Source organism: Rhabdochromatium marinum, assembly GCF_016583795.1.
In the GTDB taxonomy this organism is placed as follows: domain Bacteria; phylum Pseudomonadota; class Gammaproteobacteria; order Chromatiales; family Chromatiaceae; genus Rhabdochromatium; species Rhabdochromatium marinum.
Genome location: NZ_NRRS01000009.1, coordinates 68,713 through 80,580, shown reverse-complemented (window position 1 = coordinate 80,580; position 11,868 = coordinate 68,713). Strand labels below are relative to the sequence as shown.

General features: G+C 51.1%; 10 protein-coding genes. 2 read left to right on the top strand and 8 right to left on the bottom strand.

Annotated features, from left to right (window positions below; translation table 11 throughout):
• Positions 1-89 precede the first annotated feature (89 nt).
• Together CKO36_RS04640 and CKO36_RS04635 are read left to right on the top strand one after the other, a co-directional pair.
• Positions 90-1,190 (top strand): ISAs1 family transposase, encoded by a 1,101-nt coding sequence (locus CKO36_RS04640; RefSeq protein ID WP_200281178.1) that lies wholly within the window; start codon positions 90-92, stop codon positions 1,188-1,190.
• On the top strand, positions 1,187-1,732 hold the full coding sequence (locus CKO36_RS04635) for an IS66 family transposase (protein WP_242469391.1): 546 nt from the start codon (positions 1,187-1,189) through the stop codon (positions 1,730-1,732). The genes CKO36_RS04640 and CKO36_RS04635 overlap by 4 nt, the downstream gene beginning before the upstream one ends.
• 365 nt (positions 1,733-2,097) lie before the next feature.
• Here the strand turns inward: CKO36_RS04635 and CKO36_RS04630 are convergent, their stop codons facing one another.
• The 8 genes from CKO36_RS04630 to CKO36_RS04595 all read right to left on the bottom strand — a co-directional run bounded on the left by CKO36_RS04630 (position 2,098) and on the right by CKO36_RS04595 (position 11,573).
• A complete protein-coding gene (locus CKO36_RS04630; RefSeq protein ID WP_200281176.1) occupies positions 2,098-6,657 on the bottom strand; it encodes a pilus assembly protein in 4,560 nt (1,519 codons plus the stop codon).
• Between the two features lie 61 nt (positions 6,658-6,718).
• Complete coding sequence (locus CKO36_RS04625; RefSeq protein ID WP_200281174.1) at positions 6,719-7,216, bottom strand: pilus assembly PilX family protein; 498 nt, start codon at positions 7,214-7,216, stop codon at positions 6,719-6,721.
• Positions 7,217-7,227: 11 nt separating this feature from the next.
• The gene (locus CKO36_RS20080; RefSeq protein ID WP_275957822.1) at positions 7,228-8,022 is read right to left on the bottom strand and encodes a PilW family protein; all 795 of its coding nucleotides are present in this window, start codon (positions 8,020-8,022) and stop codon (positions 7,228-7,230) included.
• Positions 8,019-8,504 carry a type IV pilus modification protein PilV gene (gene pilV, locus CKO36_RS04615; RefSeq protein ID WP_200281172.1) on the bottom strand — a complete coding sequence of 162 codons (486 nt, stop codon included), beginning with the start codon at positions 8,502-8,504 and terminating at the stop codon, positions 8,019-8,021. The genes CKO36_RS20080 and pilV overlap by 4 nt, the downstream gene beginning before the upstream one ends.
• Positions 8,501-9,061, bottom strand: coding sequence for a GspH/FimT family pseudopilin (locus tag CKO36_RS04610; RefSeq protein WP_200281170.1), 561 nt, complete (start codon positions 9,059-9,061; stop codon positions 8,501-8,503). The genes pilV and CKO36_RS04610 overlap by 4 nt, the downstream gene beginning before the upstream one ends.
• On the bottom strand, positions 9,052-9,216 hold the full coding sequence (locus CKO36_RS04605; protein WP_200281167.1) for a type II toxin-antitoxin system HicB family antitoxin: 165 nt from the start codon (positions 9,214-9,216) through the stop codon (positions 9,052-9,054). Before CKO36_RS04605 ends, CKO36_RS04610 begins: the two co-directional genes overlap by 10 nt.
• On the bottom strand, positions 9,213-9,377 hold the full coding sequence (locus CKO36_RS04600) for a hypothetical protein (protein ID WP_200281164.1): 165 nt from the start codon (positions 9,375-9,377) through the stop codon (positions 9,213-9,215). The genes CKO36_RS04605 and CKO36_RS04600 overlap by 4 nt, the downstream gene beginning before the upstream one ends.
• A gap of 105 nt (positions 9,378-9,482) precedes the next feature.
• Positions 9,483-11,573: a zinc ribbon domain-containing protein gene (locus tag CKO36_RS04595; protein WP_200281161.1), complete on the bottom strand. Its 2,091-nt coding sequence runs from the start codon at positions 11,571-11,573 to the stop codon at positions 9,483-9,485.
• Positions 11,574-11,868: the final 295 nt, after the last annotated feature.

Here is an 11,868-nt window from a genome sequence, read left to right as displayed (position 1 = left end):
AGGGCGAGCGCGTATTAACGCTAGATCTGACATGATGTTGCGGCCCCCTGTTAGCCAATCGCCTTGAGGAGCCTTGAGTGTCCGCCAGCATGATCGAGCATTTTGCCAGCCTTGAAGATCCCCGTATTGAGCGTAACAAGCTGTATCCGCTTGAAGAGATTCTGCTGTTGACGGTCTGCGGGGTACTGAGCGGGGCGGACGGCTGGGAGGCGATCGAGCAGTTTGGAGAGGCGAAGCTGGAGTGGCTGCGTCGCTTTTGTCCGTTCGAGAACGGGATTGCGTCGCATGATCGCATTGCCAACGTGATCTCACGGCTCAATCCCAAGCGGTTTCAAGATTGCTTCATTCGTTGGACGCAGGCCGTCACCGGGGCCACGCAGGGCGAGGTGATTGCGGTGGACGGCAAGACGGCCCGAGGGTCGCGAGACCGGCGCCGGGGACGGGCGGCACTGCATATGGTCAGTGCCTGGGCCGTGTCGAACCGTTTGGTGCTCGGGCAAGAGGCCACGGCGGAGAAATCCAATGAGATTAAGGCGATCCCCGAGTTGCTCGAGCTTTTGGAACTCAAGGGCTGTCTCGTCACGATTGATGCGATGGGCTGTCAGCGTGCCATCGTCGAGCAGATCCAGTCCCAGGGCGGGGACTATGTGCTTGGACTCAAAGGCAACCAGAGCACGCTGCAAGAGAGTGTCGAGGATTTCTTCACCACCGCCGTTGCGGGCCAATTCGCCGGTGTCGCCCATGCCTATACCGAGGAAACCGACAAAGACCACGGACGCCTGGAAATCCGCCGTTACTGGATCACGGAGGATCTGAGGACGGTGCCCAATGCCGCGCGCTGGGCGGGCTTGCGCAGCCTTGGAATGGTCGAACGTACCTGCTGGCAGAACGGTGTTCAGAGCGTTGAACAACGCTACTACATCGCCTCCATTGGTGCCGATGCCCAGCGCTTCGCCGCTGCCGTGCGGGGGCACTGGGGCGTAGACAATCGTCTCCATTGGCGCTTGGATGTGATCTTCAACGAGGATGCCAGCCGGATTCGTAAAGGTCAGGCTCCGGCCATCATGACCGCGATCCGTCATTGCTGCGTCAACCTACTCGAGAAGGAAGGCTCCTCGCTCAGCATGGCGCACAAACGTCGCAAGGCCGCCTGGGACGACGACTATCGCGCTAAGATCCTGGCTGCTTGACGATTAATACGCGCTCGCCCTGCGCCGCCCAGCAGATGCTCGCCTACATCGGCCAGCTCTATGCCGTCGAGAAACGCCTGCGCGAGGCCACGCCCGCCGAGCGCCATACCGCGCGCTTGCAACAGAGCCGCCCCATCCTCGACGCCATCAAGACCTGGCTCGAGGCCACTGTCACCCGCACCCCGCCCAAGGGGCTGCTCGGCAAGGCGGTGCACTACGCGCTCGGCCAGTGGCCGATCCTCACGACCTTCCTTGAAGACGGTCGCCTCAAGATCGACAACAACACCGCCGAGAATGCCATCCGGCCCTTCGTCATCGGACGCAAGAACTGGCTGTTCGCCGGCAGTCCCAAGGGCGCCGAGACCAGCGCCTTGCTCTACAGCCTGATCGAGACGGCCAAGGCCAATGCCCTCGAGCCCTGGGCCTACCTCAATCATCTCTTCGAATACCTACCCTCGGCCAAGACCCCAGAGGCCATCGCGGCACTGCTGCCGCACAATCTGACAATGGACGATATCAAGCCGGTTGGGTCAATCCTGTAGTTCTCCGGACGCTTACGTCGTTTGGTCCAAAACCCTGCTATAAAGTCAGGTATTAACAACTTAACATTACAAAATCAAAGTGTTACGGGGGAGTCGGAAGCGCTGCCTGGCTGGGTGGACCAACCGGTGATCAAGGCCGATTCGCGCCTCGGCGTTTCGCCATTGAGTTTCGCGGACATCCCCCAAGGGGGCTCAGCCGCCGGAACCCACTGAAGTGACTACGACGGGCTATACCTGCGCGTAGCGCCGTCCTTCAGATCGGCGAGGATGTCAATGGCATGCTGAATATTGATGCCAACAAGAAAAGCCAGGCTCGAAGAGGATTCGAGTCTGGCAGGTTTGGCGGTTTGGCTAAGAGGGTTAGGTTAGCGCAGTTGTTCCCAAGATTGGCGGCCTATTAGAGAGGAAAGCTTTCGATCAAGATCTTTTCCGTCTCCAATTTGACCACTTCCATCAATTGTTCTACCAACATTTGGAGCGTCTGCAAGGGCTACAACTCTCATTTGTTCGCCAGTGCCATATTCAACACCACTGACAGAAATCCATTCATCTTCCCCCGCATCGTTGATAATTTTAACCATGTCACTCTTACCAAAAGCACGGTCGCCATCAAAATCAAAAACTGCGTTGTCTGTTCTGCCGCCAGTTAAAAAATCAAAATCCATTACAAAGCCAGTAGACGAAGGTGAGCATGGCTTATTATCTGGATTCGGAATTAAAGTGCTAAAACTAATTCGACTATCAAGTCGCATTGGGCTATTCACGACACGCTCACCATCTGAGGTATCAAAATCGAGGTACCAGCCATTATTTACAGACAAATCAACAGGATAATTTGACAACTGTCTAACCGTTCGGGTGTCGTCACCGAAGGTTTTAGTACCTTGCTCTTGAATCTCTTGTTTCACCAAGCTGGCACGGGTAACACCTAAACTGTCATCAATTATTCCGTAGATGCTTTGTATTGGAGCACCGGGAACATCTTGCCCATCTTCTAAGCGAAAATAACTGCCAGTAGCAAAACTTACCATAAGCGCCTCATTGCCTTCATCATCTTTTTGAACCGCTGCGACATAAGGCGCTGATGTAATCGGTTGAACCTGGCCATCATCATTGACGGCGGTAAAAATTTTGGTCGCACTAAATGAACCTCCAGCAACATTAAAGCGCCACAGATTACCGAGTAGATCGCCGGCATAGATTGATTGTGCTTTTACTTCTGAATCTGGCCAATCAGTCCAAGTTGGAATAGATAACCCATTAGGATTGCTTAAATCACCAACTTCAGTATCAATTTTCTCAATAAGTTCACCTGTTTCAAGATTGACGATGAATAGCATCGCGCGGTGTTGAGCACTGTTGTAACCATTGCCAAAAATAGCAACCCATGTTTCATCGCTCATGCGTGCAATTTTTGCTTCATGTACACCATAACCGAGATCAGGATCAGAAAATTCCCAGAGCACTTTGTCTGCCGAAAAGTTTTGCGGCTCAGTAACATCGAGTGCGAAGACACTACGTCCCCCTGCTCCCATCGTGCCAAGTAAAACACGCTTCCACTGACCACCAATTTGCACTTCACTAATCGTTGATGTTCCATCAACAAAAAATCGCTTGCCACTTTCGATGTAGTCTGGATCCATTAAAATGTTGATCGGTGCATCAGTAGAGTCTTCACTTGGGCTAAGTAATTCACCCGGTACAAAGGCGAACAATTCATCAAACAAATTGCCACAACTAGTTGAAAGCGTGCTGCAATCATCATTATTGCAGTCAGCTCTAAAGGCATGTAGCATCCCACCATTGGAACCAACATAAATAACTTCTGGCTGATCGCGGAATGCAGGAGCACCCAATAAGCGCTCAATCCCAAAATAGCTTTTTTTCACTAATGCGGGATTCGAAGACACAATATCGCCGAGCAGTTTGCCTTCACGATCTCGAAAATTAGCGTGCGTTGTTGCGCTGGTAAGCCAACTGATCCGCTCTGCTCCTAAATCATCATCTGCATTCAGTGCTGTTTTTTGCAGATCATCGAGTTGAGTGAAATCCAGACTGATACCATCAGTGGTTTGCTCTGTTGCATCCCCTGGAATATAGTCAATTTTCGTTGTGAAAACTTTGCGATTCGAGTTATATTGTAATTTACTACCTGCCTCACAGCCTGAGTAAATGCTTTGATAATTTTCTACTAGGTGCGCTTTTAACTCTCCAGACCAATCCTCGCTGTCATACCCGACAGTAAAAATCACACTTCCGTCGCTTAATTGTCCGGCACTCACCGCAGCGGCAGCGGTTGCCCGCTGATCGGAGATGGTTTCAAATATTTTTGCCATACTCTCAGCAAGTTTTGCCGGGTCAATAGCAAAGAAATAATTATCTGGCAATCCATCGCCATCGCGATCCCAGGAAGCGGTATCCGTTGGGAATACTGCGCTGCCATTTTTACGGTAACCACCCCATTTAGCTGCATAGAATGCCGGTTCGCGAAGGAGTTGAGCTACTGTTCCGCTAAGGGTATAGGTGTTTGAAGTAGGGTCTTCATTAACATTGCAGTTACTACAACCGGTCACGCCAGTGGGATCCGTATAGTTATAATTATTAATTCCCGAATGAGAATGATAGCCATCTTGATTGGTTCCACTAATAATATAGCCAAATCCAGTAGCGCGACTGCTTGATTTAGCCCAAGTTTGTGTAGTCACAGTGATATTGTCGTTAGTGATGAGATAAGACAACGTACCATTAATGTCTTGGTCAAAGTCACTGCCCCATTCATGCACATCCCACTGGATGAAAAACGTACCCGTACCCGCCACTATATCTTGCTCAACGATGCGAAAATCCGTTAATGCACAACGTAAACCGCCATCTCCAGTATTTTCACAGGCGGGAAGAATGGTGACTGCAGTTTTGGTTTCTCCAGGCTTTGGGATGGTAATTCGAGGGACGGCAGGTGCCAAGGTCACACCATAGGTTTTAACATTAACATCAGCGGTTTCATCGTCATTGTTTAGTAAGTCGCTGCGAATGCTCTCAGTGTAAGCATAGTGTGCCAATCCTGCAATTTGGAAAGTGCCATCCTGATTAGGAGCTTCCGGGCACAGACCTTCAACGTCCGCAAGGCTTCCAAGCGTTTTGGCATTACACAAAGCATCAGATCCGCCAAAAAATCGGGATTGACCATCCAGCCCTTCGCCAGTCCCAACTTTGTTCGTCCAAGTATCAACGCTGCCTGCCCCAATATCGGAAAAGCCGCTTAGCTGATCACCATCAAAGGAAGATACACTGGCATTAAAGTTGATGATGCTGGAAGCAGCACACCAATTATCTTGAGATAATGGATCTTCCCAGCTATCGGAAGTGAGTCCTGTCAACTTGTCTACGCCTGAGACCGCAAAAGCCGAGGTAGCAGTCTTGCCCGCAAAATAGCGTAGACTTTCGAGAAATATCTCAGACTGTGGATTGCCCCAGCTCATGCACTTTCCATCTGTCATCTGATTCTTCCGAACACCGACGCCACAACTTTCACCCGTCCCATCGTAAAGACCATCACCGTGGTCATACCCATAGAGCCGCAAAGCATCGAGTGCATCCACTATGGAGCCGCCTACACTTGGGGTAATAAATTGACCAGTCTCGGGATTGAACTCATTATCAAACTCGCTAATGTTCTTACGCAAGGTGCCACCAGAGAGATTTTTGGTATAGCTTCCGCTCATCAAACCAAAATAAATGTTACCTTCTTCAGCATAGCGTTGTAACAGCCCGATTGGTTTGTAATTACCAGAGGGATATTGCTTGCAGTTTTCCTGACCAATTAGACTGCTGTTGCAGACTTCAACGCGAACCGTATAATCATCTAAACCTAGTCCAACCTGATTGCGAATCGGATTTGTGTTGTTAGCAAAAAGGCCTGATGAAGAATAAACATTCTTGTTTTCAGCAGATTTTTCGGTACTCCAGCGACATTGCCAACGTTCATTGGCAGTCCATAAACTGTAATCACCTTGAGCCACACGCAAGAGCGGTGGGGTTGTTACACTTTGAGATGAGTTAGCTCCAACTGTGGTACTACAAAAACTTACGCCGCGCCGCGAGTTGTTCGTCAAATTCCAAGCACTGCTAGTTTGACCTGCCCCTTCTCTGTCTATGATCCGAATTTTTACGTCGCCGTTGGTTCTGGATGACACATAGCCAGTCATCCGCTTGTTAACCGGATCGCTTTGATCCTCGATAATGATTTGATCGCCGATCTGCACAAGCTCGTTGCTAGTCCAAGAAGTGGAGAAGGTTAGATTTGTGTCGCTTGCTGGGATGGTAATGCTAGAGGAGCTTGTGGTAGTAGTCGCTGAAGGCAATGAAAACGGTGTGAGTTGATTAATGTCGCTACCTTCATAGAAGCGCACCCAAGAATGGGCATCGTTGGGCAGATAGGTGCGCTCCAAAATTGTTTGAGATGCGCTATCAGTAGAGCGATAGCCGCCATAGAGAATTTTACGCACTACATCAATGCGAGCCATAGTCAACCAATTGAGAAAATTTCCGCTCCATTGACTACTGCAATACTTATTTTCTGTTGTAGACGCAGGTACAAAAACACCGCTGCTATAGTTATAGCATTTATAAGAATCAAAATAGCCATAGTAATCAAATTCATGTGTATAAGTAGTATTTGGAGCGCCGTCACTGTCAAGATCGGCATAATCCGGATAAGCCTCAAAATAAAGCTGATTATCATTAGAAACATTGAGCATTACCAGAGAAGGAACAGACTGAGTCACGCGCAATGGTGTATCAGAGATTAAAATTTCGGCATTGGCCGATGCTGCGTTAAATAGCATTAAGCATAGGCCGATAAAACTATACTTTAACCACTGTTGAGTATGCTGATAAGCAAAAGCAGTTGCTGAAGTGTTCATCATTACCTCCGCAAAGATGATGCGGTCTTTAAATTAGATTGAAAGCTACTAAGTTTGTTAATAATCATGAGTCACAAATTCCGTAGTAAGTTCGTAGCACCACAGTTGTCGTCTCTAAGCGACCGACAGATCTTGAGACTACTGGATGTAAATTGCAAATTCCTGAATCAATATCACCTTTATATTTCTGGCTCTTGTTAGGTTTACCAATATGATACACAGGATCTGCGTATAATTGATCACTGAACTGATCATGCGAACCTATGGGTTCAGGATCTACGCCATCCCATTGTTCAGCAAGATCTCGCGAAAGATCGTATTTCTCTTCATCGAAATCTTCTTTGTATCCATTTTCTTCAAGCCACCCCTCCCCCTCTCGCAATGCTGCTTCCGCCGCTTGAAAGGCGATATTCTTGTCTCGCAAATTACCCGCCATGCGTTCATCGAGCGTGGTGGTCTGGATAGATGTGACGCCGATCACGGTCATGAGAAGAAGAAAAATGAGTCCGATCACCAGAACCATCCCTTGCTGGTGGTGGACGCCGAATGCTTGGTTCGTCATTGCTGGTCTCATTAGGGCAGTCGGTTCCGTAGGGCGATTGTGGTGCTAAACATCTGGTAGATCCGTCGGTCGGTGGCGGTAAAAGGGGATGTGCCATCGTTTAACTCGAAAGGAAGTGACATGGGAGCGTCTACCAAATTGTTTTCGCTGCTGCCAAGTAAAAGATCGATTTTGACGGCGACAACCATAGTCCACCAATTAGTTCCCACAGCGGGATCGACATAGTCGGCATCGACATAGCCATCGAGTTGATTATCGCTGTTGGTATCGAGGCCATAACGCACCTGCATGTTATAGACACCTTCTAATAATTCTTCAGAATCATCAGCGTCGATTTTTTGCCGTAGTCCAGGCGCTTCGCCTCCACTGGGCATAGGGCCGACGTAATAAAGGATTTGGCGCGTTACAAAAGAGCTTGAATCAGAATTAAAATCGCGATATCGGATTCTGAAAACATCGGTGTCATCAGTATACGTTGTCAAGCCTTCAGTCGACGGATCTGAATTTGCCCCTTGCCATCCGATGATAATTGGATCGTCTATTGTGGCAAAGGCAGTATTATCGAATTCTCTGAATCCAGCTTCACGAACGTCCCGCGCTAGATATTCAATGGCAAAGCGTCCGCTTTCCTGCACCCTGGCCATGCCTTCATTCACGCGGTAACTCTGTTTGGTACCAAGAAAGAGTGCGATGACGCCAGCGGATAAAAACAGGCCGATGGTCATAGCAACCATCAACTCGACGAGCGTAAAGCCTCGCTGAGTTGGTGAATTGCACGAACAATCAGGTAAAAATGGGATTTTCATAGCTCTGTCGTAAAAGTAAATGATTGAGTTGTATCAGAGCCATCTGTTTCCTCACCTTCAAAACGGGTTTCAACCCAGGTAACGGTGATTGTAGGCGTTGTATCTGAAACCGCGATGGTGCCGCTTCCGCCCGGCAACAGGCAAGCAAGGCGGTTTTGCCATACGGCGAGATCAGCTACCGCAATTTCGGTTCCCGATGAATAAGATGATGCATAAGTTAGGGTTTGATTACAGGTCGTAGTAAAAGTCCCTGCGTAATCTGATGCGTTACTCTTATTGGCGCGTATCGAATCGGCGATCTCATAGGCCAGATTGGTTGCCTGCACGCGCAGATAGGAGCCTTGGCTCATTTTTAGCGAGACCGCTTGCAGCCCGGCCAATCCCAGCAGACCGATTGCAAGCACCAAAGCAGCAATTAAGACCTCAATAAGAGTGAAACCTTGCTGCTTTAAGCGATTTGGAATAAAGCACTGAATAATCATGTGCAGGTTCCTGTCTCAATTTTGATGCGCCCAATGTTGTTAATAATAATACTACGTTGGTTGGATGCAATACAGACATTGATGCTACCGTTAGAGAAATTGTCGGCTCCCTGAGCACGTCCATCTGGTTGAAACCTCAAAAAATCGTTAAATCTTGTACTTGTTGTAATAACAGCACTACCAATCGACGGCTGCCCTAAACGCAAAGGAATTTCGCCGCTATCAAGAGAACCATCATTATTGGTATCAACAAAAACCACCCAACCATCCTGCCAGTTGGCGCTGGCATTACAGGTTGGAGTGCTATCGGTAATGTCATCCGATTTGCAAACCGTCACCGTCCTCCCACGTTTCACTGCTTCAGACCGGGCCAACTGCAATGCACCACGTAACTCATTGGTTAGACTGGCAATCCGGTTGGTAGCGGTGATGTTTTGAAATGAAGGGACACCGATAGCCAGCAGAATGGCCGCAATCGCCAGCGTCATCACCAACTCAACCAGCGTCACCCCCTGACACCGAGCACGATTCAACTTCAAGTGTTGTGCTATAGCCATGATTTAAACTCTAAAATATCAACAACGGCTTCCTTTAAGCTGACCAATAATTCTTCCTTTGTCTTTTCCTGGGCATTAGCGCCAGGAATTTCTTTAACCCACCCAAGCCACCAGTCATCCTCTTTTTTCACAATCGCGGTAAATTCAGCTTTCATCCAGGTTCAAACTCCCAATGTTCATTCAACCCGCCCAGTGCAGTGGCTGCAAAATCGCCGTCAACAAGCCTCACTTTCATCTTAGCATCCGTTTTCAAAGATTCGCCAAGCATTGGACGAACGGACATGCCGGGTCGATCAATCACCACAGCATCAGACAAGTGGCACAATTTGCCGGTTAACCGGCAGGCCGCCATGTGAGACTTGACACAAAATTGCTTTCCTCGCCTGCCCAACATAGCCAGCCAAGGCCAACTACTGTCAATTCAGCTTCCCCCCGGCATGGCCGCCAGCGCCTGCTGCACCTGCGCCAACTCGCCACGCGCGCGCGCTGCCACCCTCGGCGTCTTGATCTGCGCGAGATAACGCTGCGCCGCCGCCAAATCGCGCGCCCGCGCCGCATTCAGCATTAAAAGCTCCCAACCCTGCTCTTGGCGCGGATCATCCACAAGCCCCTGCAAACGCGCCTCAGCCGTCGTGAAATCCGCCTGACCACTGACCCGACTGCGATAACGCGCAATCTCACCCAACAACAACACCTGCATCAACGCCTCATCCTTCAACCGCCCACTAATGGACTCGGCATGCTGAAAATGCGCCTCACCAATGCGCGCATCAGCACTGGTGCGCCCCAGCATGGCATAAGCGCGCGCCTGAGCGACGGGCGTGGCAATCATCTCCGCCACCGACGCCAAACCAAAAGACTGACCACCCAACGCCTGCTGCTGAAGCACATCAAGCAACACAGCATCACGCTGCGCCGCACTCAACCCCTGCGCCATATCCACCGCGCGCGGCAAATCCCCCCCTTGTACCCAGGTGCGTGCCAAGGATGCCAGAGCTTCATTGCGCGCCTGCGGTGACTCGATGTCCTCAGCCAAAGTCCGCGCCTGGGCAAGAATGTTTTCCGCATCCGCACGCGCGTCACCTTGAAACAGTGCTGCGGCCAGTTGACTCATCGCCTGGATCCGGGCGGTTGCCGACATGGGATCGCTCAGTGTGGCAACGGCTCGCTGGAGGCTGATGTTGCTGTCCTGGGTGAATCCCAGCCAGGCCTCGGCCCAAGCCTTGCGGGCCCAGGCCTGGGCTAGCTCGCCGGGCGCTTGGATGGCGTTGAGCCAGGGATCGATGGCGGCCAGCGCGCTGGCGGCCAAAATAGGTTGGTTGGCACGCACCAGCTGGGGCACCAGATCGGTAGCCAGCTCTATGCGTCGCATCAGGGACGGGGTGGTGGCGATGTTTTGCAATGTGCTATTGAGCAGAGCATCGGCGGCACTGCGTTGCCCGAGGCGCTGATAACCGAGCACGATGTCGATCTGTGCTTGGTAGCGCATGGGGATATCGTTGATTTGTACAGCCAGACGAGTGGCTTGCGCCAGGGCATCCTGGGCCACGCTGGTTTGCACTTGACTGAGCAGGTAGGCATCCCATTCGAGATCCTGCGCTGGACTGATGCCTAGCGGTGGTGGAGCGCTTGGAGTCTCGGTTACTGTTTGGGTGGCGTCTTGTGCGAGCTGTTGTGCAGCGGCGGGCGATTCATCCGGCGGGGCAGCGCCGTTCTCCGCGTCAGCAGCTGCGGTGGCGTCAGCGACGGCGGCTGCGATTGATGCATCGGAGGCGGGTGATTCGGGTCCGGCGCCAGCATCAGCTCCGGCTCCGGCCGCCGTTTGAGCGGCGGCGATTTGGTTGGCGGTGCTGGCCAGGGTTTCCAAATCCAAGCCACCGGCGGCAGCCAGAGCGGGCGCTGCGTCTGAAGGTGGCAGCTGTTGTGGCTCGGAGAGAAACAATTTGCTGACGACAACGCCCAGACCAAGACCCAGGAACAGCAGCAGGGTGGCGGAACTGATCAGGCCGGTGGGGGTGTTAATGACTTTGGCCAGACCGAGCTGTTTGCGGATGTTCTCTTCAAGGTTCTTTTTGCGGGTTTCTTCTTCTTCCTGCTGGCGCTTGCGCTCTTGCTCCGCGCTTTGTATATGTTGCATGCGTTCGAGACGCTCGCGTATCTGTTTTTCTTCCTCGTAGCGTTGGCGGTTTTGCTCGAATTTGGCAAAGACGATATGGCAGTGCGGACAAATAAGCGGGCGCTCTCCGTTGTCGTCGTTTTCCACGGGCTTGTTGCATGCCGGGCATTGACTGACCGTCTCTTTCTCTTTCATTGGCACCAATTCGAGCTTGGTCGCGCTGGAGGCGGAAGGCTTGTAATTGGCTTTGACCCCTGCGTTGGTGAGTCGGGTCTGAAACTGCTCGGCGGTTGTAGCTGGGACGTTTTTTTTGATTAAAGCACCGCTTGGCTGCTTGAGCAGCGCCTCGGCCTTGTCAAGGGGAATCCCAAAGGCTGTGGCAATGGCTTGGGCCACTTTGGCAGAATCCTTGTCTGGTTGAAGACCAAAAAAAACGACGTCGTAGAGTTGTTCCATAAGCCCGCCCAAGTCATTGACCAAAAGATGTCCTGCACACTGAGGAGATGATGGAATTGTAGCCTGTTATTGTGCCGAGTTTCGAACGGATCGACGCTGGCGCGACTGCGTCAGGCTTTGTAAATCCGCGCGCTTTCCTATACTCTTGGCATCTTTAGCCTAAACGGCTGCGTTTGCCGCCGTTGCCGTCCGATAGACGCCGTTTGCGCAACAGTTTCTGGTTTCCTCTATTTCT

What these genes read in the sequence shown, in the direction of transcription:
- pilV (WP_200281172.1), bottom strand. Translation starts at nt 8,504, where the DNA reads ATGATTATTCAGTGCTTTATTCCAAATCGCTTAAAGCAGCAAGGTTTC.
- CKO36_RS04610 (WP_200281170.1), bottom strand. Translation starts at nt 9,061, where the DNA reads ATGGCTATAGCACAACACTTGAAGTTGAATCGTGCTCGGTGTCAGGGG.
- CKO36_RS04640 (WP_200281178.1), top strand. Translation starts at nt 90, where the DNA reads ATGATCGAGCATTTTGCCAGCCTTGAAGATCCCCGTATTGAGCGTAAC.
- CKO36_RS04605 (WP_200281167.1), bottom strand. Translation starts at nt 9,216, where the DNA reads ATGAAAGCTGAATTTACCGCGATTGTGAAAAAAGAGGATGACTGGTGG.
- CKO36_RS20080 (WP_275957822.1), bottom strand. Translation starts at nt 8,022, where the DNA reads ATGAAAATCCCATTTTTACCTGATTGTTCGTGCAATTCACCAACTCAG.
- CKO36_RS04630 (WP_200281176.1), bottom strand. Translation starts at nt 6,657, where the DNA reads ATGATGAACACTTCAGCAACTGCTTTTGCTTATCAGCATACTCAACAG.
- CKO36_RS04625 (WP_200281174.1), bottom strand. Translation starts at nt 7,216, where the DNA reads ATGACGAACCAAGCATTCGGCGTCCACCACCAGCAAGGGATGGTTCTG.